At 70.3% G+C, this 24,945-nt stretch carries 29 protein-coding genes and 1 tRNA gene; 10 read left to right on the top strand and 20 right to left on the bottom strand.

What is annotated here, in order from left to right:
* Positions 1 to 3: 3 nt before the first annotated feature.
* The 11 genes from ASD90_RS04455 to ASD90_RS04500 form a co-directional block, all read right to left on the bottom strand.
* A complete protein-coding gene (locus tag ASD90_RS04455; protein ID WP_157622980.1) occupies positions 4 to 492 on the bottom strand; it encodes a hypothetical protein in 489 nt (162 codons plus the stop codon).
* An 11-nt stretch (positions 493 to 503) separates the two neighbouring features.
* Positions 504 to 1,655 carry a hypothetical protein gene (locus ASD90_RS04460; protein WP_157622982.1) on the bottom strand — a complete coding sequence of 384 codons (1,152 nt, stop codon included), beginning with the start codon at positions 1,653 to 1,655 and terminating at the stop codon, positions 504 to 506.
* A 184-nt stretch (positions 1,656 to 1,839) separates the two neighbouring features.
* A complete protein-coding gene (locus tag ASD90_RS22830) occupies positions 1,840 to 2,064 on the bottom strand; it encodes a helix-turn-helix domain-containing protein (protein WP_082588475.1) in 225 nt (74 codons plus the stop codon).
* Between the two features lie 303 nt (positions 2,065 to 2,367).
* Positions 2,368 to 2,832 (bottom strand): hypothetical protein, encoded by a 465-nt coding sequence (locus ASD90_RS04465; RefSeq protein ID WP_056752142.1) that lies wholly within the window; start codon positions 2,830 to 2,832, stop codon positions 2,368 to 2,370.
* Positions 2,829 to 3,431 carry a DUF433 domain-containing protein gene (locus ASD90_RS04470; RefSeq protein ID WP_056752145.1) on the bottom strand — a complete coding sequence of 201 codons (603 nt, stop codon included), beginning with the start codon at positions 3,429 to 3,431 and terminating at the stop codon, positions 2,829 to 2,831. Before ASD90_RS04470 ends, ASD90_RS04465 begins: the two co-directional genes overlap by 4 nt.
* Positions 3,432 to 3,651: 220 nt before the next feature.
* Positions 3,652 to 3,727: transfer RNA gene (locus ASD90_RS04475), tRNA-Lys, on the bottom strand.
* Between the two features lie 241 nt (positions 3,728 to 3,968).
* Positions 3,969 to 4,568: a hypothetical protein gene (locus ASD90_RS04480; protein ID WP_056752147.1), complete on the bottom strand. Its 600-nt coding sequence runs from the start codon at positions 4,566 to 4,568 to the stop codon at positions 3,969 to 3,971.
* A complete protein-coding gene (locus ASD90_RS04485) occupies positions 4,565 to 5,740 on the bottom strand; it encodes a PEP/pyruvate-binding domain-containing protein (RefSeq protein ID WP_235506382.1) in 1,176 nt (391 codons plus the stop codon). The genes ASD90_RS04480 and ASD90_RS04485 overlap by 4 nt, the downstream gene beginning before the upstream one ends.
* A gap of 19 nt (positions 5,741 to 5,759) precedes the next feature.
* Positions 5,760 to 6,014 (bottom strand): hypothetical protein, encoded by a 255-nt coding sequence (locus ASD90_RS04490; protein WP_235506383.1) that lies wholly within the window; start codon positions 6,012 to 6,014, stop codon positions 5,760 to 5,762.
* Between the two features lie 277 nt (positions 6,015 to 6,291).
* The gene (locus ASD90_RS04495) at positions 6,292 to 6,942 is read right to left on the bottom strand and encodes a hypothetical protein (protein ID WP_157622984.1); all 651 of its coding nucleotides are present in this window, start codon (positions 6,940 to 6,942) and stop codon (positions 6,292 to 6,294) included.
* 99 nt (positions 6,943 to 7,041) lie between these two features.
* Positions 7,042 to 7,620 (bottom strand): hypothetical protein, encoded by a 579-nt coding sequence (locus ASD90_RS04500; RefSeq protein WP_157610691.1) that lies wholly within the window; start codon positions 7,618 to 7,620, stop codon positions 7,042 to 7,044.
* 1 nt (position 7,621) lies between these two features.
* On the opposite strand from ASD90_RS04500, the gene ASD90_RS23340 reads away from it, so the two are divergent.
* Entirely contained in the window at positions 7,622 to 8,014 is a 393-nt protein-coding gene (locus ASD90_RS23340) for a hypothetical protein (RefSeq protein WP_162260170.1), read from the top strand.
* Positions 8,015 to 8,115: 101 nt separating this feature from the next.
* Positions 8,116 to 8,637, top strand: coding sequence for a YbhB/YbcL family Raf kinase inhibitor-like protein (locus tag ASD90_RS04505; protein WP_056752157.1), 522 nt, complete (start codon positions 8,116 to 8,118; stop codon positions 8,635 to 8,637).
* A gap of 60 nt (positions 8,638 to 8,697) precedes the next feature.
* On the opposite strand, the gene ASD90_RS04510 is transcribed toward ASD90_RS04505, so the two are convergent.
* From ASD90_RS04510 to ASD90_RS04520, 3 genes are all read right to left on the bottom strand, one after another.
* Positions 8,698 to 9,291 carry a DUF664 domain-containing protein gene (locus tag ASD90_RS04510; protein WP_235506384.1) on the bottom strand — a complete coding sequence of 198 codons (594 nt, stop codon included), beginning with the start codon at positions 9,289 to 9,291 and terminating at the stop codon, positions 8,698 to 8,700.
* A 141-nt stretch (positions 9,292 to 9,432) separates the two neighbouring features.
* Positions 9,433 to 10,221, bottom strand: coding sequence for a sigma-70 family RNA polymerase sigma factor (locus ASD90_RS04515; protein ID WP_056752160.1), 789 nt, complete (start codon positions 10,219 to 10,221; stop codon positions 9,433 to 9,435).
* A gap of 123 nt (positions 10,222 to 10,344) precedes the next feature.
* A complete protein-coding gene (locus ASD90_RS04520; RefSeq protein ID WP_157610695.1) occupies positions 10,345 to 10,659 on the bottom strand; it encodes a pyridoxamine 5'-phosphate oxidase family protein in 315 nt (104 codons plus the stop codon).
* A 121-nt stretch (positions 10,660 to 10,780) separates the two neighbouring features.
* On the opposite strand from ASD90_RS04520, the gene ASD90_RS04525 reads away from it, so the two are divergent.
* From ASD90_RS04525 to ASD90_RS04555, 7 genes are all read left to right on the top strand, one after another.
* Positions 10,781 to 11,536 (top strand): (Fe-S)-binding protein, encoded by a 756-nt coding sequence (locus ASD90_RS04525; RefSeq protein ID WP_056752163.1) that lies wholly within the window; start codon positions 10,781 to 10,783, stop codon positions 11,534 to 11,536.
* On the top strand, positions 11,533 to 13,023 hold the full coding sequence (locus ASD90_RS04530; RefSeq protein WP_056752166.1) for a lactate utilization protein B: 1,491 nt from the start codon (positions 11,533 to 11,535) through the stop codon (positions 13,021 to 13,023). Before ASD90_RS04525 ends, ASD90_RS04530 begins: the two co-directional genes overlap by 4 nt.
* Positions 13,020 to 13,637 (top strand): LUD domain-containing protein, encoded by a 618-nt coding sequence (locus tag ASD90_RS04535; protein ID WP_056752167.1) that lies wholly within the window; start codon positions 13,020 to 13,022, stop codon positions 13,635 to 13,637. The genes ASD90_RS04530 and ASD90_RS04535 overlap by 4 nt, the downstream gene beginning before the upstream one ends.
* Positions 13,638 to 13,756: 119 nt before the next feature.
* Positions 13,757 to 14,368: a hypothetical protein gene (locus tag ASD90_RS04540; protein ID WP_056752170.1), complete on the top strand. Its 612-nt coding sequence runs from the start codon at positions 13,757 to 13,759 to the stop codon at positions 14,366 to 14,368.
* 274 nt (positions 14,369 to 14,642) lie between these two features.
* Positions 14,643 to 14,912, top strand: coding sequence for a hypothetical protein (locus ASD90_RS04545; protein ID WP_157610697.1), 270 nt, complete (start codon positions 14,643 to 14,645; stop codon positions 14,910 to 14,912).
* Positions 14,913 to 15,083: 171 nt separating this feature from the next.
* Positions 15,084 to 15,704: a DUF47 domain-containing protein gene (locus tag ASD90_RS04550; protein WP_056752173.1), complete on the top strand. Its 621-nt coding sequence runs from the start codon at positions 15,084 to 15,086 to the stop codon at positions 15,702 to 15,704.
* Positions 15,705 to 15,711: 7 nt separating this feature from the next.
* Positions 15,712 to 16,716, top strand: a complete 1,005-nt coding sequence (locus ASD90_RS04555) for an inorganic phosphate transporter (protein WP_056752176.1) — start codon at positions 15,712 to 15,714, stop codon at positions 16,714 to 16,716.
* 99 nt (positions 16,717 to 16,815) lie between these two features.
* Here ASD90_RS04555 and pstB read toward each other — a convergent pair whose 3' ends face one another.
* The 5 genes from pstB to ASD90_RS04580 all read right to left on the bottom strand — a co-directional run bounded on the left by pstB (position 16,816) and on the right by ASD90_RS04580 (position 22,014).
* Positions 16,816 to 17,592, bottom strand: a complete 777-nt coding sequence (pstB, locus tag ASD90_RS04560) for a phosphate ABC transporter ATP-binding protein PstB (RefSeq protein ID WP_056752180.1) — start codon at positions 17,590 to 17,592, stop codon at positions 16,816 to 16,818.
* Between the two features lie 20 nt (positions 17,593 to 17,612).
* The gene (gene pstA, locus ASD90_RS04565; protein WP_056752183.1) at positions 17,613 to 18,593 is read right to left on the bottom strand and encodes a phosphate ABC transporter permease PstA; all 981 of its coding nucleotides are present in this window, start codon (positions 18,591 to 18,593) and stop codon (positions 17,613 to 17,615) included.
* Positions 18,590 to 19,579 carry a phosphate ABC transporter permease subunit PstC gene (gene pstC, locus ASD90_RS04570; RefSeq protein ID WP_369793559.1) on the bottom strand — a complete coding sequence of 330 codons (990 nt, stop codon included), beginning with the start codon at positions 19,577 to 19,579 and terminating at the stop codon, positions 18,590 to 18,592. Before pstC ends, pstA begins: the two co-directional genes overlap by 4 nt.
* A gap of 130 nt (positions 19,580 to 19,709) precedes the next feature.
* A complete protein-coding gene (gene pstS / locus ASD90_RS04575; protein WP_056752189.1) occupies positions 19,710 to 20,831 on the bottom strand; it encodes a phosphate ABC transporter substrate-binding protein PstS in 1,122 nt (373 codons plus the stop codon).
* Between the two features lie 235 nt (positions 20,832 to 21,066).
* Positions 21,067 to 22,014, bottom strand: a complete 948-nt coding sequence (locus tag ASD90_RS04580) for an NUDIX hydrolase (protein WP_056752192.1) — start codon at positions 22,012 to 22,014, stop codon at positions 21,067 to 21,069.
* Between the two features lie 135 nt (positions 22,015 to 22,149).
* Here ASD90_RS04580 and ASD90_RS04585 point away from each other — a divergent pair, with 135 nt between their 5' ends.
* On the top strand, positions 22,150 to 22,548 hold the full coding sequence (locus ASD90_RS04585) for a nuclear transport factor 2 family protein (RefSeq protein WP_056752194.1): 399 nt from the start codon (positions 22,150 to 22,152) through the stop codon (positions 22,546 to 22,548).
* Positions 22,549 to 22,610: 62 nt separating this feature from the next.
* Here the strand turns inward: ASD90_RS04585 and ASD90_RS04590 are convergent, their stop codons facing one another.
* A complete protein-coding gene (locus tag ASD90_RS04590; RefSeq protein WP_056752201.1) occupies positions 22,611 to 24,923 on the bottom strand; it encodes an RNA degradosome polyphosphate kinase in 2,313 nt (770 codons plus the stop codon).
* Positions 24,924 to 24,945: the final 22 nt, after the last annotated feature.

Raw genomic sequence — 24,945 nt, forward strand, 5'->3', positions numbered from 1 at the left:
TTCTCAAACTCCTTGCGGTTGTGTGTTGTTCGGGTTGTAGACCCAGACCGGCTTGAGGTTGTCGTCGAGCCAAGCCAGGTTGAACATCTCTGCGCAGCCATGGCAGAAGACAAGGCCGATGATTTTGGCGCCGTGCGCGAACAGCAGTGCCCCGTATGGCGGCTTGTCCTCGGCGCACCGATCGCAGGTCGAGGTCTGCCCCAGTGCGAGCGGGTACGAGTGCGCGGCAAACATGGCCACGTCCTCACCCCGCTGCACCTGCACCGCAGCACCGTTCACCGGCCAGACGAGCGTCACTTGGTCAGGCCGGACGAGTGCACCCCACGCACTGTCGCTGTCCGGGCCGATCGCGCAGTCCAGCAACCGAGCCTCCACCTTGAGGTCGCTCCACATGGCCTTGTTGTGGGGCCAAAGGCGTTCGGCGTCCTCGGCTGCGGTAGTCGCCTGGTCGAGCACCGACCGGGCGAGCACCTCAGAGTCCTTGTCGCTCATGGTCATGGCTGTCAGAACGTCCGGACGTACTTGGACGGGGCGGCGTAGGAGGCATTCGCCGTGACCTGCATGACGGCAGCGGCGCCACGGTGGCGGATGCCCGTCCCGAACCCACGAGCCCAGAACGAGTCCTGGAGCGGGTAGCGGTTGTCGGGGCCACCGACCTGCCGCAGACCCTTGAGGTCAGCGCGCACGTGCTCGCGGAATCCCACTGGGTTGTCTGGGCTGTTCGGTCCGCCGGACGCGACCGCGAGCAGGTAGCCCTTGGGCATGAGCGACTCCGGCAGGACCCAGGCCGAACCGAACGAGCCAGCGACCGGCAGCGCGCCGTAGGTGGCGGGGGCGACCTGACCCATGATCGTGTCTGCGGTGAGGTACGCAGGGGCAGCAGCCGAGGGGATGAAGTCAGCGGGGCTGCCTGAGGCGACCTTGAACCCGCGGATGATCTCCACGTCGTCGGGGTGCGCGAACACGAGCAGCTGTCCACTGCCGTTCGTGCCGTAGCCGTGGTGGGTGACGTGGCCCATCAGGGTGTTGAGGTCTGCGCCGTCGAAGTTCGCCGCGCCGCTCGTGAGGTAGTGCGTGTGCGTGCCCAGGAACGTCGTGCCGTCGACCGCGGGCGGGACAGTGCCGTCCGCGTTATAGAGGCCGTAGACCGGGTTGCCCTCTGGCGAGACGCGCTGGGCCGGGTCGAAGAACGAACCCATGATTCCCTCGAAGACCTGGCGGTTGTCGGCCTCCAGGACACCGTTGGTGTTCGAGCGCACCTGCTCCGCAGTGGCGTCGATCAGGAAGCGCCACGTCGTGCGCACCGCGATGTCGCGGAACTTGAACGTGTACGCGACGGGCAGCGCCGTCGGCAGAGCGCGGTAGCCGACCGGCTCGCCGTACTCAGTCGTGTCCTCAAACACGAAGTCCGACGTGCCCTGCAGGACATCGTCATAGGCGTTCACCGTGCGGAACGAGAGTGCGGCGGCGAACCCATCGCGCTTGGCGTTCTGTGCGGCCGCAGCCTTGTCGAACTCTGTGAACAGGTTGGCGGTGTCGGTGCCGTCGGCGAGTTTCTTGACGACGTCGCCAGCGCTGTTGTACCCGCGCGGCATGGCGCCAAAGATCGGGAAGACGGGCGTGCCGGCTCGGGTGTACCCGACTAGTGACCTCATGGTGAGGTTCATATGTGAATCTCCTTGGTATCGAAGCGAATTTTGGGTGGGTTGCGCCTCTGACGTCATCCCGCGAATCGGGCCGCTGGCTCCGACGACGACGAACGTACGCCATCGGCGGAATCGACGCGGCACGAGTGCCCTTGTGGGAGAAAGCAACCCACTCCAGCCCAAGCAGGCAGGGTCAGGCGAGGCGACCGGATGTGGCTGGGGTCGTGGATGCCTCGATGAGCGCGTCCAACGCGGACTGCCGGATGCGGATGCGGCTTTTGGGCTGGCCGCCGATCTTGATGATGGGCAAGATCCCATCGCGGATCAGTCGTCGCACGGCGGACTCGGTGTAGCCGAGGTAGTCGGCCACCTGCCACACGTCGAGGAGTGGATCTGGCTGAGCAGGAGTGGAACTCATGGCTTGCCTCTTCAGATGGAGTCATCGGAGAGGCAGCGGACACAGAGAAGCCGAGCGCGGCCCGCTCCGATGGATCGGAAACGGAGTGCCACTGCTCGGCTGGGGAGTGACCACCCTGACGTGTGTATCAGTGTGTCAGTGTGTCGGCGTCTGTGCGTTTGCGTGTTCGGGGGTCTCGGCATATCGGTGTACGAGCGATGCTAACACCGCGAGTTCCGTTGGCGCTACTAGCCCGACGCACCTCGGCGCACGAATCGTGTTCGCGTGCAAGCGATCCGGTGGGTATGCCAGCGCGAGGACGCTTCACGACGTAAGTCGGGTCACTCTCGCTCGATGCTGCATCTCAGGCGCGTTCCGGACCGTGATCCGTTGCTTCGCTTCGCGCTGGAGACCGCGCAGGGTAATCCAGCATCCGTTGGTACCTGCCCACGAGCCGATGGTGTCCAGGGCATGGGGGAGCCCGGCCATGAGGCAGGCGGCTGAAGCCGCGAGCCCGTGCAGGTCCCCTTGACGTTGAACGTTCAGCCCAACCCAGTGCAGGCCGCTATCGAGAAGCGCCTCTCTGTGGTTGCGAAGTTGGCTGCGGTCCTGCGTGACCATGACGTCGAACTGACTCTGGAGCGACTGGATCAGCGCGTCGTCGTCGGCGCTGACCAGCCTGCCGCCGTTGTGTTCGAAGATGGACACCAACTCGTGCTCTCTGCCGAGGAGCGGCCGCAGCGGGTCCACCACTGTGGGGGACATGTTCTCGTCAAAGAAGAACTTCACGCCGGGACCGCTTCAACCGACAGGTGGAAGTCACGGGCATCCTTGGCTGCCTCCGCCGAAACGCCAGGGTAGTAACGCGAGACCTGTTCCGCCGGAACGTCCTCCATGAGGCTGGCCACCAAGTCGTACGGCACCCGAGTGCCCCGGATCGTGGGCCATCCGGCGAGACGCGCCTCACGGATCTCCAAGTTCTCGCGCGGGTGTCTGAGGTCCACGACCCGCTCACCCCTCATGTTCTTGAAGGGGTGCATGACGTCCGCGAGCGAGGTCAGCATCGTCTGACGTCTCCGCTTCACCAGATCCGTGATGTCGTCCCCTTGCACAAGGAAGACGCTTTCACCGTCAGAGAAGAGGGCGTACTGCGACGGGTGCTCCGTGAGGTCCAGCTCGCTCAGTGTGCTGAAGGCGCTGCGAATCCGTTGGAGGGGTACGTCCGAGCGCAGTCGAGCGACGGTGCGCAAAGCCATGATGTCTCGGAAGGAGTACAAGTACCGTGGCTGCCGACCGTGGGCTGGCTCCAAAATGCCGGTGGTGGCCCAGTGCCGCAGTTGGCCTTCGCTGGCCCCGGAAAGCTTGGACGCCAGATGGATCGGGTACATGGCTCCTCCTTCCGCACCCTTGAGGTCTCGCTTGCGCTCATCATGCCAGCGACCGGGGTCAATCGCTTGGCAGAATCGCCCACAGACGCGTGGGCCGTACGCCGACACCTTGAGCCCGTGAGAGGGCCCTCCGAGGCACCGGAGCCCTTACGGAGCCCTCGGCGGGTGCAGTGATCGCCGCTGAGTACGTCGGAAACCGCTCTCGACCTGCGCAAACGTGTGGTGGGCCCCGTCGGGCTCGAACCGACGACCGGCGGATTAAAAGTCCGATGCTCTACCGACTGAGCTAGAGGCCCGGGGGGGTGGGGAGTTCACCTGCAAACTTCCCACGCAAGTTCGATCGGAACAACAGGGGTGTAAGTACCGGCCGAACCTGATCCCACGGCAAGTATGCCGCAGTCCCCAGACGCCTTGATGTGCGGCCCCGCCAGAGGAAGTGGGGCGGCGACATCCCAGCGCAGGCACGGTTCACGGCGCGGAAGACTCCGATCACGACGGCTGTGAACTGTCCATGCAGTGGTGGGTGTCCCCTGAGTCCTAACGGGTGAGGCCCAGCGTCGCGATCAGGTCCTCGTGAAGCTCGAACCAGACGCGGTGGCAGGAGTCCCGGTCGGTACCGACGATCCAGGCCGGCGCTGTGCGGGCTCGGGTGAGGGCGGTTCGGAAGCTGTCGTGGTAGCCCGAGAACCGCATGAGATGAGAGGTCAGGAGCCTCTCGATCTCGGCCAGGGCCGTGGCGGCGGTCTCGAGAGTCGCGATGGTGTCCGCCAGGGTGGTGCGTTGGGCGCCGATGCCCATCTCGGTCAGCTGCCAAGCGGTGAGGGCTCCGGCCACCACCTCGTTGAGCGGTAGGAAGTCTCGGTAGACACTTTCGACGACGCCTCGGGCACCGGTCTCGTCGAGCTCGGTGGCCATGACGTCTTCGTCGTGGGCCTTGCCGGACTCGGTGAGCGACCAGCCCTCGTCACCGGCGAACGACGAGGGCACGACCCATCCACGACGCCGAGCCTCGCCCAGGTGCTGCAGTGCGGCGTCCGGGCTGGCGGCGGCGCGACGGGCGAGGCGTTCGGTATCGGCGTAGCCGAGGACGCGCACGGCGTGCAGCACCCTGACCTCGACCGGCGTGGGGGTGGTCACTGGTCCTCCTCGGTGATCGTTCGCCCTGGGCTGTGCACAGCGGTGGAGACGGTGCCATCAGTGCCGTCGACGATCACTCGCTCTCCGTTGCTCAGTGCCGTCGTCGCGTCGCTGACGCCGGTGACCGCTGGGATGCCGAACTCCCGGGCCACGATCGCCGTGTGCGACAGGATGCCGCCGACCTCGGTCACCACCGCTGCTGCGCGAGCCAGAAGGGGAGTCCAGGCCGGTGACGTCGCGCGGCACACGAGGACGTCGCCGGGGCGGAAGCGGTCGAAGTCGTCCAGGCCGTCGATGACCTGGGCGGGGCCCGCGGCGCTGCCGGGGCTGGAGCCCGTGCCCCGCACCAGCAGTCGGACGGCAGCGCCGGACGTCCTGGCGTCGGGGGTGGCCGGCGAGCCGAGCAGGCCGGTCGTGGTGATGGGACGAGCCTGAAGCACCCAGAGCACGCCGTCGGCCAGGGCCCACTCGACGTCCTGTGGGCCCCCCAGCTCGGCCTCGACACGCCGTCCGGTTCGGGCGATGTCCAGCACCTGCCCCGCGGTCAGGACCATCTCCCCGTCCGAGCCTGGCGCGGGAGCTGGGGCGCTGACGACGTGATCGCTCACGGCCCACCGCTGCGGCCTCACCCTGCCTTCGACCACCTGGTCACCAAGGCCGCGGGCGCCTTCGATGATCACCGCGTCGCCCCCGGTGACCGGATGCCGGGTGAACAGCACTCCGGAGACGTCGGCGGGGACGAGGAGCTGCACGATGACCGGCACGGATGCCGGAACGGGACGGGGATCGCTCCTCTCGGCGGTCGGGTGACGCGGGTGACGCGGGTGACCTCGGCGGGCGGCGTAGGCGAGGGCCCGCAACGTGTTGCCCGATGCCGCGCAGCTGCGTACCGCATCGGCGACCTCCCTCGGCGTCGTGACACCCAACGTGGTGTCCAGCTGGCCGGCGTAGGACGCTTCGGGTCCGTCCTCGCACATCGCGGAGGAACGCACGGCGAACGGCCCCGGACCCAGCTGGCGCAAGGCCGCTTCGAGCTCTCCTGCCCAGCTGTCGTCGCCGAGGGCGTCGACGACGACGAACCCGGCCGGAACGTGGAAACCCGTGCGGAGCAACCGGCCCAGCTGCGCTGCCTTGGCGCCACATCGCCCGTCGGCCGCCTCCAGCCAGATCACCAGGTCCGCCGGAGACGCCTCATGAACCTGACTCGCCATCGCTGACGCGTCCTAGCACCCGGTTCAACCGCTGCTGTGCGGCCTGTGCCGAGGCGAGCCCGAGCGCGTCCGCGATCTGTGGCCACGTCATCCCGGCCGCCCGCGCCGCGAAGAGCAGGCCGGCCTCGACCTGGTCCAGCTCCGCTCGGGCGCTGGAGAGCAGCTGCAGCCCCGCGGTCACGACGGCGACATCGGTGCCGGCCTCGTGGCGGGCCGCCCAGACGGCGAACCGCACCAGGTCCCCGTCGGAGGGAGGCTGCCCCGAGGTCTGCCACGGTCGAGAACCCAGACCGGCGCCACCAGCGGCTCCTACGACCCCGCGAGCACCGTCCAGAGCAGCGGCACCATCCCAGTCATCGTCGCGCATCCCCAGAGCGCACCGCATCAACGGGATGTTGTCAACAAGACATTGAGCAACTGCTGGAACCGCGAGGTCGCCATCGTGCCCGGCCCGGCAGAACCGGCGACCCGGTCAGGACGTGCTCGGCGGCGCCGCGTCGGGCCGGAGCGGGTCAGAGGTGGCGGCCACGCACCCAGTCCTCGAGGGTGCCGTCGACCTGGCCGCGCATCACGAGGGCCCAGACCAGGACCGAGGCCGCGAGCTCGCCGACCGGCGCCGCGGCCGCCACGTCGTCACGGACCGCGGCGAAGCCCGGCTCGTCGGTCGGTCGGCGGAAGCGCAGGCGCGGTGAGTCCAGCACGATCGCTCGGGCGCTCTCCGGGAGGCTCTCGACGGTGGCCGGCCTGGCCGTGGCGGCGGCGCGTCGGGTGCGGACGGCCCGCACCCGCAGGAGGCCGCCGACGGTCACGCCGACCGCCGCGGCGGCCAGCACGACCGTCGCGCCGAGTGCGAGGTCGGACTCGCGGACGGGCCAGCGCCAGGCCACCGTGGCGGCTCCGGCCGCGAGCACGAGCGCCACACCGAACGGCCAGGCGAGGCGCCACCACGTCGCGTCGCGCTCGAGCCGCTCCTGCTCGTAGTAGCGGGCCGCCCACTCCCGGACGGCGAAGACCGGGAAGCCGGACGGGACGGGCGGCGTCTGCTCGGCAGCGGACTCCGGAGCCGCCGAGACCATGGCATCGTGCGTGTGCCCGCGCCGCACCCTGCCGGTGCCGTGCGCCTCTCGCTCCTTGCGCATCAGGACCCCTGTCTGCTTTGTCACGTTTCGTGACCTTCAGCGTAACGAGGGACCGGGTCGGACGTGGGACGTCCACGCCCAGGGGGTCCCGCGGCTCGATGTCGTCCGAGCCGCGGGAGCGCGTCAGACGCCGGCGTCCGGCCGGTCCGAGTCCGCCGCGGCGGCCGGGCTCTCGACGGGACCGAGGGTGGCGCGCAGGTCGCGTCGGGCCGAGTCGATCACCGCTCGACGGGCCCGGAACTGGTCGGGGTCGGCCGTCGGGGCCGTCGCGAGGTCGGCCCCGACAGCCTCCACCAGGCCACGCAGGAGACCGCGAACGTCGGTGACCCGCTCGGCGCGTGCCCCGTCCGGCGCCTCGGTGGCCAGAGCGTGGAAGGCCTCGTCGATCTCGAGCAGGCGGGGCTGGGCGGCCGTCCAGATCGGCAGCGCCTCTGCGGCGCTCGGCCGCTCCAGGACCTGGGTGGTGAGAGAGTCCTCGACCCAGGACGCCTCCCGCTCGGCGGCGAGCAGACGGTCGTCCCAGGCCTGGAGCTCAGCCTGTGCCTGGCGACGCCGGATCAGGAACCAGGTGAGCGCGCCGAGCAGGATGAGCAGGAGCAGCAGCCACGGCCACCACGTCGTCCCCTCGTCGGACGTGGGCGCCGCTGCGACCTCGGTCGAGGTCGGTGTCGGCGTCGGGCTCTCGGACGGTGTCTCGGTCACCGTGGCGGTCTCGGTCTCGGTCCGAGTCACCGTGGCCGTCCTCGTCTCCGTCTGCGTCTGCGTCTCGGTCTTCGTCTGCGTCTGCGTGGCGGTCTCCGTCACGGTCTGGGTCTCGGTCGGGACCGTCCGGGTCGGCAGTGCCGGGAGTGCCGGATCGCTCGTCGCCGACTCGCTGGCCGCCGGTTCGCTCGCCGCCGGTTCGCTGGCGGACGGCTGCGATGAGCGCTCGACGCTCGGCAGCGTCGTCGGCAGGTTGACTGACCCGCTGCCGGAGCACGCGGCGAGGACCGAGATCACGGCCAGGGTGGCAAGCGCGCTGGCCAAGGCAGGAATGCGTCTCATGGCCGATTGTGCGCGCACGACACCCCGCTCGGGCGTCACCCCCGCGGGGTGAGATGGCGGGGAAGGCGAGGGTCGGGGACGCGCTCTCGGCCCGGGACGGCATACGCACTCGGTGGGTAGGGTGCAGACGTCAACGACTCGCAGGAGGACCGCATGAGCCTGGACCGACCGGTCGCCCCCAACCCCTACGACCTGCTTCCGCCGGTGCCGTCCTTCACGGTGACGAGCGCCGACGTCACCGACGGGGCGCCGCTCGGGGACGACCAGGTGGCGGCCGCGGGCAACACCAGCCCGCAGCTGTCGTGGAGCGGTGCGCCCGAGGGGACGCAGAGCTACGTCGTGACCTGCTTCGACCCCGACGCCCCGACGCCGTCGGGCTTCTGGCACTGGGTGCTCGTCGACGTGCCTGCCGACGTGACGTCGCTCGACACCGGCGCAGCCTCGGGAGCCTTGCCGGGCAAGGCTTTCCACGTGCGCAACGACAGCGGTGAGAAGGGTTTCATGGGTGCCGCGCCCCCGAAGGGCGACATGCCGCACCGCTACTTCTTCGTCGTCCACGCCGTGTCGGAGCCGACACTCGGCGTCGACGACTCGGTGTCTCCGGCGGTCGTGTCGTTCAACCTCGCCTTCAAGTCGCTCGGCCGCGCCGTCGTCCACGGCACGTACCAGCACTGACACCGTCGGCGTCACCCCGATGGCGTCTGCCGGGTCGCTCGCTGGGCGGCCCGGCTGACGTCAGGCGAAGGTGAAGTGACCGGACCTGGGTGTCCAGCCGTCGGGCGGGTCCTCACCCACGCGTCCGTCGACGGCCTCGCGCAACAGGTCGGCGTGACCGGTGTGACGGGAGTACTCCTCGACGAAGTCGGACACGAGGCGACGCAGGTTGGCGTGCCGGCCGTCGGGCATCGAGGCGTGGACGGGCTGGTCGAGGTCGCCCGCGTCGAGCGCTGCGCGGAGCCGGGTGCGTGATCGCTGCACGGCTCCGTCGTAGAGGTCGTAAAGGCTCTCGGCGGAGTCCTGAGCGGCCGACTCGAAGTCCCAGTCGTCGCTGCCGTCCCAGCCGGTCGCGTCCCACGGGGCGCCCATGGGCTCGCCGCGCAGCTTGTGCGTGAAGATGTAGTCCTCGTTCGCGGCGAGGTGCTTGAGGAGGCCGCCGAGGGTGAGGCTCGAGGCTCCGACGCGGGTCCGCAGGCCGGCGCCGTCGAGGTCGTCGGCCTTCCAGCGGAAGGTCGCTCGCATCCGCTCGAGGGAGCCCACGAGCTGCTCGACGTCGGTGCCGGCGAGCGGTGGCTCCCACGGGGTCTGGTTCGTCATCGGTTCGGTGCTCATGGACCGACCGTAGGCAGGGTCCCGGACGGTCGACGTCCGCCTCGTGAGGGCGTCCGAAGGTCGCCGGACGACGAGACCCGCGCCGCCGTCGTCTGCGGTGCGGGTCTCGCCCGGGTCCGGGTGCACGGAGGGAGCGCGCGGTCAGGCGCTCATGAGCTCCTCGGTCTCGAGGTGGGTGCGCAGCTCGGCGAGCACCCGGCGCAACAGGCGGCTGACCTGCATGGCGCTCAGGCCCATCGTCTGGGCGATCTCGGCCTGCGTCATGTCGTGCGCGAAGCGCAGCTCGACGATCTCCTGCTCACGTGGGGGCAGTCGCTTGAGCGCCGTCCGGACGACGATGCCGTCGTCGAGGCCGGGGTCGGACTGGTGCTCGGCGCGGGCGTCGACGAGGTCGAGGACAGGGCGCCCGCCCTCCGTCGTGGCCGCGTCGAGCGACGCCGGCCGAAGGTTCGTCGAGGCGACCTGCGCCTCCTTGACCTGCTCGAGCGTCAGCTCGAGCGACGCGGCCAGGTCGGCCTGCGTGGGCTCGTGGCCCAGAGTCTGCTCGAGGCGGGTGCGCGCGTCGGTGACGAGCTGGCGCCGCTCCTGCAGGCCGCGCGGGGGACGGACGAGCCACCCGTGGTCGCGGAAGTGGCGGCGCAGCTCGCCGGTGATGGTGGGCGTCGCGTAGGCGCCGAACTCCGTCTCGTGGGACAGGTCGAAACGCCGAATCGCCTTGAGCAGAGCCAGAAAGGCGACCTGCTCGAGGTCTTCGCGGTCGAGACCCTTGCCGGAGTAGCGGTGGGCGAGCGACCGGGCCAGTGGCATGTGCAGCCGGGTCACCGTCTCGAGTGCCTGCGCCCTCTCCGTCTCGGAGTCCGAGGTGCGGAAGGCGGTGATGAGCTCACGGGTGCGGGCGTCCTTGCGGGGACCGCGCGAGGGGTCGGTCATGTCTGCTCCATCCAGGGATGTGGGTGGCGGCACCTTCTTGACCGACAGGAGGACCCTAGACAAAGTCTCAACATTGCACAAGGGCTGGACAGTCGAGCCCGGCCGATCCGGGCCCGCGCGCCCTCACGCAGGGCGGTGCAGCACCGCTCCCACGGGGGTGACCACGAGCTCGCCGTCTCCGACCTGCGCCACGGTGCCGTCGACGATCAGCGACCGGTCGCCGGCCTCCCGGGGCGGGAACACGAGCGTCACGCCGCCGCGATCCCCGACGAGCCGGGTCGCGGTCGCGCCGATCCGGTCGACGACCAGCCGGTCGCCGTCGAGCCTCGGCCGGACGCCGAGCACGTGCGGCCGTTCCTCCCCGAGACACACGAGGAACGCGTAGTCGTGGCGCCCCATCGCCTCGCCCAGCTCCGACAGCTCGACCTTGACGCTCATGGCGACCTCCACCGTCCGGGATCCGCACCGGCGGTGGCGCGGACGTCCCCACCATCGTCCACCCGCTCGTCGATCGCTCGTCCACCGACGACGGCGAGCTCCGCTGTGCGAGGGTGTTCGTATGCGTGTGGCGTTGATGGTGACCTGCCTCAACGACGCGATGTTCCCGGATGCCGGCAAGGCCGTGGTGACGCTGCTGCGCCGGCTGGGCGTCGACGTCGAGTTCCCCGCCGCTCAGACCTGTTGCGGTCAGCCGATGGTCAACACCGGCTACCTCGACGAGGCCGTGCCGGTCGTCCGCAGCTTCGTGCGGGCCTTCGAGGGCTACGACGCCGTCGTCACGCCGTCGGGGTCGTGCGCCGGATCCGCGCGCCACCAGCACTCGATCGTCGCGCGACGCTCCGGTGACCCCGGCCTCGCGACCGCGGTCGCCGAGATCTCCCCGCGGGTGCACGAGCTGTCCGAGTTCCTCGTCGACGTCCTCGGCGTCGAGGACGTGGGGGCGTCCTTCCCGCACGCCGTCACCTACCACCCGACGTGCCACTCGCTGCGGATGCTGGGCGTCGGCGACCGTCCCGAGCGGCTCCTCCGTGCGGTCCGGGGCCTCCGGCTGCTCGACCTCCCGCGGGCCGAGGAGTGCTGCGGCTTCGGCGGCACCTTCGCACTGAAGAACGCCGACACCTCCGTCGCGATGGGCGCCGACAAGGCTCGGCACGTGCGCGAGTCCGGGGCCGAGGTGCTCGTCGCCGGCGACAGCTCGTGCCTCATGCACATCGGTGGCCTGCTGACGCGCCAGCGGGCCGGGGTCCGCGTGATGCACCTCGCCGAGGTGCTGGCGTCGACCGAGGGCGCGACACGCGCCGGGGCCGCCCGATGAGCCGCACCTTCGTCGGTATGCCGCCGTTCCCCACTGCCGCTCGTGCCGCCCTCGCGGACACGCAGCTGCGTGCCAACCTCGCCCACGCGACGACGACCATCCGCGCCAAGCGAGCCGCCGTCGTCGCCGAGCTCGACGACTGGGAGGCGCTCCGGCTCCGTGCCGCCGCGATCAAGGACGACGTCCTGCTCCACCTGGACGAGCACCTCGTCCGGCTCGAGGAGTCGCTCACCGCGCGCGGCGCCGTCGTGCACTGGGCGCGCACCGCGGAGGAGGCGTCGGAGGTCGTGGCGCAGGTCGCGCGGGCCCACGGCGTCGACGAGGTGGTCAAGGTCAAGTCGATGGCGACGCAGGAGGTCGAGCTCAACGAACACCTTGCGGCGCAGGGCATCTCGGCGTGGGAGACCGACCTCGCCGAGCTCATCGTCCAGCTCGGCGACGACCTCCCGAGCCACATCCTCGTGCCCGCCATCCACCGCAACCGCGCCGAGATCCGCGCCATCTTCGAGCGGGAGATGGCGCGCGTCGGCCGCCCCGCTCCGGCCGACCTCACCGACGACCCGGTGCGCCTGGCCGAGGCGGCCCGCCTTCACCTGCGCGAGAAGTTCCTCCGCGCCAAGGTCGGGGTCAGTGGCGCCAACTTCGCCGTCGCGGACTCCGGCACCCTCGTCGTCGTCGAGTCCGAGGGCAACGGCCGCATGTGCCTGACCCTCCCCGAGGTCCTCGTGTCGGTCGTCGGCATCGAGAAGGTGGTGCCGACGTGGACCGAGCTCGACGTCTTCCTCACCCTGCTGCCGCGCTCGTCGACGGGTGAGCGGATGAACCCTTACACCTCGACGTGGTCAGGCGTGACTCCGGGCGACGGCCCGCAGGAGGTGCACGTCGTCCTCCTCGACAACGGCCGCACCCGCGCGCTCGCCGACGAGGTCGGCCGGCAGGCCCTGAGGTGCATCCGGTGCTCGGCCTGCCTCAACGTGTGCCCGGTCTACGAGCGAACCGGCGGGCACGCGTACGGCTCGGTCTACCCGGGGCCCATCGGCGCCATCCTCAACCCGCTCCTCAAGGGCGTCGGCCACGACGAGCAGACCGACTCGCTGCCGTACGCGTCGTCGCTGTGCGGGGCGTGCTTCGAGGCCTGCCCCGTGCGCATCGACATCCCGAGCGTCCTCGTCGACCTGCGCGCCCAGGTCGTCGACGCCCACCGGTCGGGGGTCCCCAAGCCCGAGGCGCTCGCCATGCGAGCCGCGGCCGCCGCCTTCGGGTCGGGCGGCCGGCTCGCGGCCGCCGAGCAGGCGTCCGGCCTCGCGGGCCGTGCTCTCGACGCCCTCTCCTCCCTGACCCGTCGCGGCCGTCGTGCCGGTGGCCGCCGCCTGGTCGGTCGCCTCCCCGGTCCCGGTGCCGCCTGGACCGACGCGCGCGACCTCCCGGTTCCGCCTCGGGAGTCCTTCCGGGCCTGGTGGAAGCGCACGGACGGAGGCACCCGATGAGTGCGCGCGACGAGATCCTCGCGGCCGTCCGGGGTGCCGTCGCCACCGCGCGTCGCCCGGTCGAGGTCCCACCGCTCGACCGGCCCGAGCGGGAGGGCGACGTCGACCTGTTCGCCGCGCGGGTCGCCGACTACCGCGCCACCGTCGTGCGGTGCCCGCCCGAGGGCGTCGCCGCGGCCATCGCCGCGGCCCTGCCCGAACGTGCCACCGTCGTCGTCCCCGACGGGATGCCGTATGCCGTCCCCGGCGCGGTCCCCGACGCCGGCCTGTCGTCCGCGGAGCTCGACGCGACCACGGCCGTGGTCACGACGGCGACCGTCGCGATCGCGACGACCGGGACGATCGTGCTCTCGCACGGGGCGGGGGAGGGGCGACGGGTGCTGACGCTCGTGCCCGACGTGCACGTGTGCGTCGTCCGCGCCGACCAGGTCGTCGACGACGTCCCGGCTGCCGTGCGACGTCTCGACCCGGCGCGTCCGACGACGTGGATCAGCGGCCCGTCGGCGACGAGCGACATCGAGCTGAGCCGCGTCGAGGGTGTCCACGGACCCCGTACCCTCCACGTCGTCCTCGTCGGCCCGGCGGACGGCACGCCCCCGGGGGCCGTCAGCTGACGCGAGTCAGCGCCGGCCGGTCGTCGCCCACGAGGGCAGCGTCGTGCCGAGCGCCTCCAGCCGGTGTAGGAGCCCGCCGGGACGAGCCTGGCGTGGGCGCCGGGGGTTAGCCTGCGGGGATGAGTGAGAGCGACCACCACGCCCCGAGGCGGCCCGCCTTCTTCAGCGAGGCCGCCCTCGAGGCGCACGGTCCCGCCTACGACCCGACGGAGCAGATCCACGTCGCGCACGAGACGGCCCTCGCGCTCGTCCACGCCGGACGTGCGGCGTCCGACCCGGCCGTGACGCAGAAGCTCGTCGCGCTCGTCGACGACATCGGCCTGTCGACGCTCGCCGAGCTGTGGTCACAGCGCCCCGCCCGGTCGCTCCCGGGAGCGCTCTGGCGTCTCTACGTGCTGCGTGAGTGGGTGCAGCGGGCGCCTGAGGAGGCGAGCCGGGAGTATGCCGCCGGCATCCGTTTCACCGGCCCCAACCACGCCGTCGCCGGTGCGGCCGAGCCGCCGGGGCCCCAGGAGATGGGGCGGGTCATCGACGAGGTGCTGCGCGGTGTGTTCGAGGGCGACCTCGCCGTCGCCCTCGAGCGGGCCTCGGCGTTCTGCCGCGTCGTCTCGGCCGGCCGTGCCGACATCTCGTCGGGCGACGAGTCCGCCGAGCAGGCCGCCAACGTCCTCGTCATGGCCGAGGACCTCACCGTGTGCGCGCGCCTGTGGCGGGCCGACGCGCTGGACTGAGGCGGCTCGTAGTCGTCGGGGCTTGCGTCAGCGCGTCTTTGGTGATCCGTTCGGACGGCTTTATTCTTGGACGCGCGTCGGGTCGTGGTAGCCCCGGGTCCCAAATTCAGCCGCTACGAGCGGCCCAGTGCCGAGAGGCGCTCCCGACCCGACGCAACCTCGGTCGCCGTCACGTCACGGTCGTTCACGGCCCACCCCGATAGCACGCGCCACGCCCTCATCTCGTTTGGGGCTTCCCCCCACGGGCCCCGGGGTCGGCACCTAGATTGGACCCATGACGCCCGAGGAGGAGCGGTCCGGAGACCTGCTCGATGTCGCACTCGCCGACGAGATCGAGCTCGTGAGCGACCTCGTGGTGGCGGCGTCCTCCAGCCCGCGCCACTTCACGCCCGACGAGGTCGACGAGCTGCTCGGCATACCGGGTGAGGACCCCGGCGACCCAGCGGCCGGGCCCGCGGCAGCCGCCGACGCCTCCTCCCCTGAGATCCCCAGCACCGACGGCTCACGGGCCTCGGGGCCGTCGCTCGCCGACCCGGCCGAGTGACCCGTTCCCGTCCGCACGCCGAACCGGGTGCTGTGGGCGCCTTCCTGCACGCAGCTCCCGAGCCGCCCGGTCGGTCCGGCGTGAACGCCGGATTGACGCCGGGTTGCGCCGGAGTGACTCAGACGCCGTAGCATCTTCCCGGACCAGACCTCGATCGACCGGAGCGCCCCCGTGGGTTTTCGCCTCACACCCCAGGACACGAGCTTTTTCTCCCTCTTCACCTCCTCCGCCCAACTCCTCGTCGAGGCGACCCGGGAGCTGACCCGGTTCCTCGAGGTCGAGCCCTCGAAGCGGCAGGCGGTGGCTGACCGGCTCAAGGACCTCGAGCACGCCGCCGACGACGCGACGCACGAGCTCATCAACAAGGTCAACAGCTCGTTCATCACGCCCTTCGACCGCGAGGACATCCACAACCTCGCCGCGTCGCTCGACGACTGCATGGACTACATCGAGGAGACCGCCGACCTCATCGTGCTCTACCGCATGGGCGAGATCCCCGAGGGTCTTGCCGAGCAGTTCGAGATCCTCGCCCGCATGGCCGAGGTGACCGCCGAAGCCATGCCGCGGCTGCGCTCGCTGAAGGACCTCAAGAGCTACTGGATCGAGATCAACCGCCTCGAGAACCAGGCCGACTCCCTGCACCGCAAGATGGTGGCCGCCCTCTTCAACAACTCGCCCGACCCGGTCAACGTGATCAAGGTCAAGGCCATCGTCGACGGCTTCGAGAACGCCGCCGACGCGTTCGAGAAGGTCGCCCACGTGGTCGAGGGCATCGCGGTCAAGGAGTCCTGACCCGCTGATGGACACAACCATCCCCGTCCTCGGGGTCGGTGCGGTCATCGCGCTGGCCATGGGCTTCAACTACACCAACGGCTTCCACGACGCCGCCAACGCGATCGCGACCTCGGTCTCGACCCGGGCCCTGACGCCTCGCGTGGCGCTTGCCATGGCCGCCATCGCCAACCTCTTCGGGGCCTTCTTCGGCTCCAAGGTGGCCGCGACCATCGGCTCGGGCATCATCGAGCAGCCCGAGGGCGTCGACGGGCTCTGGCTCGTCGCCGCAGCCCTCATCGGCGCCATCGGCTGGAACCTGCTGACCTGGTGGTTCGGCCTGCCCTCGTCCTCGTCTCACGCCCTCATCGGCGGTCTCGCTGGCGCTGCGCTCGTGGCCGGCGTCGCCGTGAAGTGGGCCGTCATCTGGGAGAAGGTCATCATCCCGATGATCGCCTCACCACTCATCGGGCTCGTCGTCGGCTACCTCTTCATGACGGCCATCTTCTGGATCTTCCGCAACGCCAACCCGGGCCGGGTCACGCGCGGCTTCCGCCTGGCGCAGACCGCGTCCGCTGCCGCGATGGCCTTCGGCCACGGCCTCCAGGACGCCGCCAAGACCGCCGGTGTCGTGCTGCTCGCCCTCAACATCTCTGGCTACCACAACAGCACCACCGTCCCGATCTGGGTCCTCGTGCTCTCGGCCCTCGTGATCTCCGCGGGCACGTATGCCGGTGGGTGGCGCATCATGCGCACGCTGGGTCGGCGGATCATCGACCTCACGCCCCCGCAGGGCTTCGCGGCCGAGACCACGGCGGCGTCGATCCTCTACGTCGCCGGCCTCGCGCTCGGGGCCCCCATCTCGACGACGCACACGATCACCTCGGCGATCATGGGCGTCGGCGCGACCAAGCGGCTCTCGGCGGTGCGCTGGAGCGTGGCCGGCAACATCGTCGGCGCGTGGGTGCTCACCTTCCCCGGCGCCGGCCTCGTCGCAGTCGCCGCCTGGTACGTGACCGCCATCTTCCGCTGACCGCGCCACCGGCATACGACCAGTGCCCACCCGACCGTCGAGGTCGAGTGGGCACTGTCGTCCGTGGCCGCGGGCCGTCGGCCCGAGCGGCCTCGTGGCTCAGCCGAAGCGGCCGGAGATGTAGTCCTCGGTGGCCTGCTCGGTCGGGTTGTTGAAGATCCGCGTCGTGTCGTCGACCTCGACCAGCCGACCCGGCTCGCCGGTGGCCTTGAGGTTGAAGAAGGCCGTGCGGTCGGAGACGCGCGCCGCCTGCTGCATGTTGTGGGTGACGATCACGATCGTGAAGTCGTTCTTGAGCTCGTTGATGAGGTCCTCGATCGCCAGCGTCGAGATCGGGTCGAGCGCCGAGCACGGCTCGTCCATGAGCAGCACCTGCGGCTGCACGGCGATGGCCCGGGCGATGCAGAGCCGCTGCTGCTGGCCACCGGAGAGCCCGGCGCCCGGCTTGCTCAGGCGGTCCTTGACCTCGGTCCAGAGGTTCGCGCCCTTGAGCGACTGCTCGACGATGCCGTCGAGGGTCTTCTTGTTCTTGACGCCGTTGAGCCGCAGCCCGGCCGCGACGTTGTCGTAGATCGACATCGTCGGGAAGGGGTTGGGCCGCTGGAAGACCATGCCGACGGTGCGGCGCACGGTCACGGGGTCCATCGAGGCCGCGTAGAGGTCCTGGTCGTCGAGCATGACCTTGCCCTCGACGCGCCCGCCGGGGATCACCTCGTGCATCCGGTTGAGGGTGCGCAGGAAGGTCGACTTGCCGCAGCCCGACGGGCCGATGAAGGCCGTGACGGACCGGGGCTCGACCGTCATCGAGACACCTTCCACGGCCTTGAAGCCGCCGTAGTAGACGTTGAGGTCGCTGACGTCGATTCGCTTTGCCATCGTTCAGGTATCGCTTTCTCTTACTTCTTGACGGCGCCGAAGTGCGCAATGACGCGGCCGATGACGTTGAGGAGGAGCACGAGCAGGATCAGCGTGAGCGCCGCGCCCCACATCCGTTCGGCGGCGGTCGCGAGCGCGAAGTCGCCGCGGTCCTGGTTGATCATCATCGGCAGCGTCGGGAAGTTGCCGTTGAACAGGTCACGCTGGAAGTTCTTGGTGTACGGCGCGAGGATCAGCAGCGGCGCCGTCTCACCCATGACGCGGGCGATGCCGAGGAGCACGCCGGTCACGATGCCCGAGAACGCGGTGCGCAGGACGATCTTGACGACGGTCGCCCACTTCGGCACCCCGAGCGCGTACGAGGCCTCGCGCAGCTCGTTGGGCACGAGCTTGAGCATCTCCTCCGTCGAACGGACGATGACGGGGATCATGAGCAGCACGAGGGCGAGGGCCGCCGCGAACCCCGAGCGGCTGAAGCCGAAGGCCGTCACCCAGATCGCGTAGATGAACAGCGCGGCGACGATGGACGGGACGCCCGAGAGGATGTCGACGGTGAAGCTGATCACCCGGGCCAGGTGCCCGCGGCCGTACTCGACGAGGTAGACGGCGGTGAGGATGCCGATGGGCACCGCGATGAGCGCGGTGATGCCGACCATCTGCAGCGTGCCCTCGATGGCGTGACGAGCGCCGCCACCGAAGTCGTCGGAGTTGACGTTGCGCTGGTTGCCGGTCCACCAGGTCGACGTCGTGAGCATGTGGAAGCCCTTGCCGATCACGGTGCCGAGGATCCACACGAGCGGCACGACGGCGAGGAAGAAGGCGGCCCACATGACGACGCGGGCCACGACGTCCTTGACCGCGCGAGCCCGGTGGGGGTTGCTCATCTCGGACAGCGCGTCGCGACCCGATCGGCCACCGGGCGGGGTCGAGGTGTCCCCGGAGGCGACCTGGTCGTCGGGGACGCGGTCGTCGGGGAGGCGGCGGTCGGTGGCGGTGCTCATTCGGTGAAGGCCTTCCTGCGCTCGATGACCACGCGGGCGATGCTGTTGACGACGAAGGTCAGCACGAACAGGACGAGGCCGGCCGCGATGTAGGCGCCGGTCTTGTTGGGGTTGCTGAACTCCGAGGCGTTGTTCGCGATCTTCGAGGCGAAGGTCTCACCGCCGTTGAAGAGCGACCAGGACCAGGGGTTGCCGTCGGCGAGGGCCGAGACGAGAAACGTGACGGCGATGGTCTCGCCGAGCGCCCGGCCGAGGGCGAGCATCGAGGCGGAGATGACGCCGGGTCGCCCGAAGGGCAGGACGGACGTGCGGATCATCTCCCACTGGGTCGCGCCCAGCGCCAGCGCGCCCTCCTTGTGCGCGGTCGGCGTCTGGTCGAAGACCTCACGCGAGAGTGCGGTGACGATCGGCAGGACCATGATGGCCAGGACGACGCCGATGAAGCAGATGGTCCCGCCGCTGATGCCCGTGGGGGCGAAGAGCGGGAACCAGCCGAGCTTGTCCTCGATGAACGACTGCACCGGCTTGAACACGGGCGCGAAGGCGATCAGGCCCCAGAGGCCGTAGACGATCGAGGGGACGGCCGCGAGGAGGTCGACGAGGCTCGCGGCCGGGCGGCGCATCCAGGTGGGGGCGTACTGGGTGAGGAAGAGGGCCACGGCCACGCCGACCGGCACCGAGAGCAGCATGGCGATGGCCGACGCGGTCACGGTCGTCCACAGGAACTCGAGGATGCCGAAGGCGGGCTGCTCGCCGCCGGGTGCCCACACCCGGCTGGTGAAGAAGTTCGCCGAGTTGTCCATCAGCGCGGGCACGGCCTGCACGATGAGGAAGATGGCGATCAGGGTCACGAGGACGATGACGAAGACACCCGAGACCGTGGCGGCGCCACCGAAGAGCCGGTCGCCGACGCGCCCCGTGGACGCGTGGTCCGCCTGCAAGGGTCTGCGCCCGTCGGGCCCGGGAGTCTGGTCCGCGGCGGACACACCCGTCACTGTCGACACGTGGAGGCCTCTTCCTTCGATGTGCGTCGTACTGGCGCAGGGGCGGACGCCGGGTTCGGCGCCCACCCCTGCGTGGACGACCCTGCCGGATCGCTCCGGCCGGGTCAGGTGGTCAGGAGATCGCGTCGACCGCGGCCTGGACCTTGGTCGCGACCTCGGTCGGGAGCGGGGCGTAGCCCTTGGCCTCGAGGCCCTTCTGGACCTCGTCCGAGGCGAAGGTCTTGAGGAAGCTCTTGACCTTCTTGCCCGTCTCGGCGTCGGCGTACTTCGAGCAGACGATCTCGTAGGTCACGAGGACGATCGGGTAGGCCCCGGCCTCCTTGGTGGCGTAGTCGATCTTGAGCGCGAGGTTGTTGCCGGAGCCGGTCTGCTTGGCCGTGGCGATCGTCTTGCCGGCCGACTCGGCGGTCAGCTCGACGGGGCCGGAGCCGGTGTCGATCTGGGCCATCGCCAGCTGGTTCTGCTGGGCGTAGGAGAGCTCGACGTACGTGATGCCGCCGTCCTGGCCCTTTGTCGCGGTGGCGACGCCGGCCGACTTCTCCTTGCCCTCGCCCTTGCCGGTCCACTTCTTGCCGGTCTCGTAGGACCAGGCGTCGGGAGCGGCGGCCTTGAGGTACTTCGTGAAGTTCTCGGTCGTGCCCGACTCGTCGGAGCGGAAGAAGACCTTGATCGGCGTGGCGGGAAGCGTGACGCCCTTGTTGAGCGCGGCGATGGCCGGGTCGTTCCAGGTGGTGATCTTGCCGTCGAAGATCTTCGCGGCCACCTCGGCGTTCAGCACGAGCTTGTCGACCCCCTTGACGTTGTAGGCGATCGCGATGGGGCCGGTCACCATGGGCAGGTTCCAGGCCTCGGTGCCGCAGGCCGCCTTGGCGTCGTCGGCCTCGATCTTGCCGTCCTTGGGCTCGGTCTTGAGGGCCGAGTCGGAGCCGGCGAAGTCGACCTGCTTGGCGATGAACTGCTTGATGCCGGCGCCGGAGCCGGTGGGCTGGTAGTCGATGTTGGCGTCGGCGCAGGCCGTCTGGTACGCCTTGATGGCCTCGTCGATGGCGTTCTTCTGGGCCGAGGAGCCCTCGGCCTTGAGGTCGCCGCTGAAGCAGTCACCGGCGGCGGTGGAACCAGCAGCGGTCGAGCCGGCGCCGGGAGCGGCGCCGTTGTTCTCGGACGCGCAGGCCGACAGCGCCAGAGCGCCGGACAGGGCGATGGCGCCGAGAGCGCTGATACGCGAAACAGACACGAGTGTGATCCCTCTCGATGGGGTGTACCTGGTGGTCGTTCGGCAGATCCGAGCGACGTTGCTGGACGTTGATCCACGGCGAACATAGGTGCGCAGGATGACGAGTCGTCCACGTGCGGTTAACGCAGGGTGAACGAGGGGCGACGTCTTGGGGTGCGGCGCCGGCTCGGGATGCGGCGCGGCCCGGACCGGCCGACGATGAAGGATTGGGGAGCCTCGCAGACCCCGTCCGGTCTCAGGTGTCGATGCGCTCGACGTCGACGACGCGCGCGTCCTCGCCACGTCCGACGAGGTGGCAGACGAGCACCTCGCCCTTGTGCATGTCCTCGTCGGCCGCGCCCTGCAGGGCGTCCGCGACGCCGCCGCGTTCCGGCGAGTGGTCCACCCGGGTGTGGAGCAGGCCGAGCAGGGTCGGCAGCACGGGACCGTGGCTGCAGAGGGCGGCCGGGTCGCCGCGCTCGAGCAGCCGCTGCACCTGGGCGACCGCACCGACGGGGCTCTCGGCGAACCCCTCCTCCGACAGCACGTCACGGGTGCGCAGTCGCAGGCCCTGCCCAGCGGCATACGGCTCGACGGTGGAGACGCAGCGGGCCGAGGAGGAGGAGACGACGCGGGTCACGCCGTAGGACCCGAGCACGGCGGCGACGCTGGCCGCCTGCGCGCGCCCCACGGCATCGAGCGGCCGACGCCGGTCGTCGCCCTCCCACTTGCCGCGCGGGGTCGCCTTCGCATGGCGCACGAACGCGAGCGGCCACGTGCGCAGCTCGTCGGCACGCTCGGCGCGGACGAGGGCGAGCAGCTGCTCGCGGTCGCGGGCGTAGTGGAGGCGGTCGTGGGCGGTACGGACGTCGACCCACGCCACCTCGTCGATCTCGTGCTCGAGCACACCGGTGCCGCCCGTGACGCGTGCGGTCCAGTAGTGCACCTGCTTCGTGGCAGGGCCGCCCGTGGAGTCGAGCACGGGGTACTCCGCCGACGGCAGGGGCACCCCGAGGCGCACGACGAGCCCGGTCTCCTCCAGCGTCTCGCGGGCGGCGGCGACGCACGGGTGCTCACCGGGGTCGAGCTTGCCCTTGGCCCAGGACCAGTCGTCGTACTTCGGCCGGTGCACGAGGGCGACCTCGAGACGTCCGTCGCGACGCCGCCAGGGCAGCGTGCCGGCGGCGGGGATCACTGAGGCCACGCGCGCCAGTCTGCCTGATGCGGCGCCACGAGGCGCCCCGACCGGCCCAACCTGCCCGTATGCCGGTCAGCCGAGCAGGTCGTCGAGGTCGCCGAAGCGCGGCGCGCGAGCACGCGGGCGGCGCATCATGGAACGATGAGCGACGACGACGACTTTCTCACCTGGGTGAAGACCGAGCTGTACGACGCCGAACTGGCCCTGCACAACGGTGACGCCGGGCCCCGACGGGCGCTGTGGTCGCGCCGTGAGCCCGTGAGCGTGCTCGGGGCCTGGCGCAGCGCGCAGGGGCAGCGTGAGCTCGACGAGCTGTTCGCGTCCCTCGGCAGGTCGTTCTCCGACTGCACGTCGTACGCGTTCGAGCTGCTGGCACATGACGTGGCGGGCGACATGGCCTACACCGCAGGCCTCGAGCACACGTCGGCCTCCGTCGACGGTCGGCCACGGACGTACACCTTGCGAGCGACACAGGTGTACCGACGCGAGCACGGCCAGTGGCGGGTAGCCCATCGCCACGGTGACACCGTGACCGACTGAGTGCCGTGCCCGTTCTGACCGCAGCCGCGCGCGACGGCCGTCGAGTCGCCGAGCAGTGAGCCTCAGCGGCGGCGGGCCTTGCGGCGTCGCCGGTCGTGGCGCTCGATGAGCTTCTCCTGCAGGTCGTCGAGAGGCTCGCCGGCCTCGGACAGGTGGTGGCGCACCCAGCGACCGTCGGAGCCGAGGTCCCAGCGGGAGGTGGTCTCGGCGAAGGCGAGGTCGATGAGGTCGGCGAGCTCGACGAGGTGCCCGGGCTCGACGATGCGCACGAGGGCCTCGACCCGGCGGTCGAGGTTGCGGTGCATCATGTCCGCGCTGCCGATGTAGACCTGCGGGTCGCCGCCGTGGTCGAACCAGAAGACGCGCGAGTGCTCGAGGAAGCGGCCGAGGATCGAGCGCACGCGGATGTTCTCGGACAGGCCCTCGACGCCGGGGCGCAAGGCGCAGATGCCGCGCACCCAGATGTCGACCTGGACCCCGGCGATGCTCGCCCGGTAGAGCGCGTCGATGAGCGCCTCGTCCACGATGGAGTTGGCCTTGATGACGATCCGCCCGGCCGGGGCGTCCTTGTGCCGCGACTCGTGGATGTCGATCTCCTCGTCGACGAGGTCGATGAGGCCCGACCGCACCGACCTCGGGGCGACGAGGAGGCGCTTGAACCTGCTGCGGGGCGCGAAGCCGGACAGGAGGTTGAAGAGGCGAGAGAGGTCCTCGCCGACCTGCGGGTCGGTCGTGAAGAGGCCGAAGTCCTCGTAGACGCGAGCCGTCTTCGGGTTGTAGTTGCCGGTGCCGATGTGGCAGTAGCGCACGAGCCCCTCGGACTCCTGGCGCACGACGAGGCACAGCTTGGCGTGCGTCTTGAGGCCGACGACGCCGTAGACGACGTGGACGCCGGCCTGCTCGAGCTGTCGGGCCCAGGAGATGTTGTTGACCTCGTCGAAGCGGGCCTTGATCTCGACGACGGCGAGGACCTGCTTGCCGGCCTCGGCGGCGTCGATGAGGGCGTCGATGATCGGCGAGTCGCCGGAGGTGCGGTAGAGCGTCTGCTTGATCGCGAGCACCTTCGGGTCGTTCGCGGCCTGCTCGATGAAGGCCTGCACCGACGTGGAGAACGAGTTGTAGGGGTGCTGGACGAGCACGTCCTTCTGCCGAACGGCCGTGAGCAGGTCGATGGCCTTGGCGCTCTCGGTCGGAGCGAAGTCCGGGTGCGTGCGCGGGAAGAACTTGGGGAACTCGAGGTCGCTGCGGTCGACGTCGGCGACGGTGAACAGGCCACGCAGGTCGAGCGGGGTCGGCAGCCGGTAGATCTCGCGGTCGCTGATCTGCAGCTCGCGGGCGAGCATGTCGAGGACCTTGGGGTCCATGTCGTCCTCGACCTCGAGGCGGATCGGCGGCCCGAACCGGCGGCGGGTCAGCTCCTTCTCGAGCGCGGTGAGGAGGTTCTCGGCGTCGTCCTCCTCCACCTCGAGGTCCTCGTTGCGGGTCACGCGGAAGCTGAAGTGCTCCTGCACGAGCATCCCGGGGAAGAGCTGGTCGAGGTGGCTCGCGATGACGTCCTCGAGCGGCACGAAGCGCTTGCGCTCGACCTCGGCGTCGATGTCCTCCTCGACGAGGATGAAGCGCGGCAGGCTCGGTGGCACCTTGACGCGGGCGAAGTGCTCGCTGCCCGTCTTGGGGTTCTGGAGCAGCACCGCGAGGTTGAGCGACAGGCCGGAGATGTAGGGGAACGGGTGCGCCGGGTCGACGGCGAGCGGCGTCAGCACCGGGAAGACCCGGTCCGCGAAGAAGTAGTGGAGCGGCTCCCGGTCGTCCTCGTCGAGGTCGTCCCAGCGGACGATGGTGATGCCCTCGTCCTCGAGCGAGGGCCGCACGTCGTGCTGGAAGACGCCGGCGTGCTGCTGCATCAGCTCGTGCGCGAGCCGGGCGATGCGCTCGATCAGCTCACGTGGCTCGAGCCCTGCGGCGGTGCGCACGGCGAGGCCGGTCGCGATGCGCCGCTTGAGGCCGGCGACGCGCACCATGAAGTACTCGTCGAGGTTGTTGGCGAAGATCGCGAGGAAGCGGGTGCGCTCGAGCAGGGGCACCGCAGGGTCCATGGCCAGCTGGAGCACCCGCTCGTTGAACTGCAGCCAGGACAGCTCGCGCTCGAGGTAGCGGTCGGCCGGCAGGTCGTCCTCGTCGTCGCTCGGCCCCGCGGCCCCGACGAACCGCCCGTTGGGTGCCCGCGCGGGGATGCGCCGGGTGGGCACCGTGCTCGTGAAGGAGCTGACCTCGGCGGCCTCGCTCGCGGCCTCCTCCGAGCTCATGTCGCGGACCTCCGTCGAGACGGCGTCCTGCTCGTCGAGGTCGGTGGTGGTGAGACTGCCGGTGCTCATGTGCCCATCGTGGCACCGAAAG

Source organism: Terrabacter sp. Root181, assembly GCF_001428505.1.
Classification (GTDB): Bacteria; Actinomycetota; Actinomycetes; order Actinomycetales; family Dermatophilaceae; genus Terrabacter.

Bases quoted from the DNA above. Each gene is read 5' to 3' on its own strand.
- ASD90_RS04470 (WP_056752145.1), bottom strand. From the start codon at position 3,431: ATGTACCCGATCCATCTGGCGTCCAAGCTTTCCGGGGCCAGCGAAGGC.
- ASD90_RS04520 (WP_157610695.1), bottom strand. From the start codon at position 10,659: ATGAGCGTCAAGGTCGAGCTGTCGGAGCTGGGCGAGGCGATGGGGCGC.
- ASD90_RS04525 (WP_056752163.1), top strand. From the start codon at position 10,781: ATGCGTGTGGCGTTGATGGTGACCTGCCTCAACGACGCGATGTTCCCG.
- ASD90_RS04530 (WP_056752166.1), top strand. From the start codon at position 11,533: ATGAGCCGCACCTTCGTCGGTATGCCGCCGTTCCCCACTGCCGCTCGT.
- ASD90_RS04455 (WP_157622980.1), bottom strand. From the start codon at position 492: ATGAGCGACAAGGACTCTGAGGTGCTCGCCCGGTCGGTGCTCGACCAG.
- pstA (WP_056752183.1), bottom strand. From the start codon at position 18,593: ATGAGCACCGCCACCGACCGCCGCCTCCCCGACGACCGCGTCCCCGAC.
- ASD90_RS04540 (WP_056752170.1), top strand. From the start codon at position 13,757: ATGAGTGAGAGCGACCACCACGCCCCGAGGCGGCCCGCCTTCTTCAGC.
- ASD90_RS04515 (WP_056752160.1), bottom strand. From the start codon at position 10,221: ATGACCGACCCCTCGCGCGGTCCCCGCAAGGACGCCCGCACCCGTGAG.
- ASD90_RS04505 (WP_056752157.1), top strand. From the start codon at position 8,116: ATGAGCCTGGACCGACCGGTCGCCCCCAACCCCTACGACCTGCTTCCG.
- ASD90_RS22830 (WP_082588475.1), bottom strand. From the start codon at position 2,064: ATGAGTTCCACTCCTGCTCAGCCAGATCCACTCCTCGACGTGTGGCAG.
- ASD90_RS04585 (WP_056752194.1), top strand. From the start codon at position 22,150: ATGAGCGACGACGACGACTTTCTCACCTGGGTGAAGACCGAGCTGTAC.
- ASD90_RS04460 (WP_157622982.1), bottom strand. From the start codon at position 1,655: ATGAGGTCACTAGTCGGGTACACCCGAGCCGGCACGCCCGTCTTCCCG.
- ASD90_RS04555 (WP_056752176.1), top strand. From the start codon at position 15,712: ATGGACACAACCATCCCCGTCCTCGGGGTCGGTGCGGTCATCGCGCTG.
- ASD90_RS04590 (WP_056752201.1), bottom strand. From the start codon at position 24,923: ATGAGCACCGGCAGTCTCACCACCACCGACCTCGACGAGCAGGACGCC.
- ASD90_RS04510 (WP_235506384.1), bottom strand. From the start codon at position 9,291: ATGAGCACCGAACCGATGACGAACCAGACCCCGTGGGAGCCACCGCTC.
- ASD90_RS04535 (WP_056752167.1), top strand. From the start codon at position 13,020: ATGAGTGCGCGCGACGAGATCCTCGCGGCCGTCCGGGGTGCCGTCGCC.
- pstB (WP_056752180.1), bottom strand. From the start codon at position 17,592: ATGGCAAAGCGAATCGACGTCAGCGACCTCAACGTCTACTACGGCGGC.
- ASD90_RS04545 (WP_157610697.1), top strand. From the start codon at position 14,643: ATGACGCCCGAGGAGGAGCGGTCCGGAGACCTGCTCGATGTCGCACTC.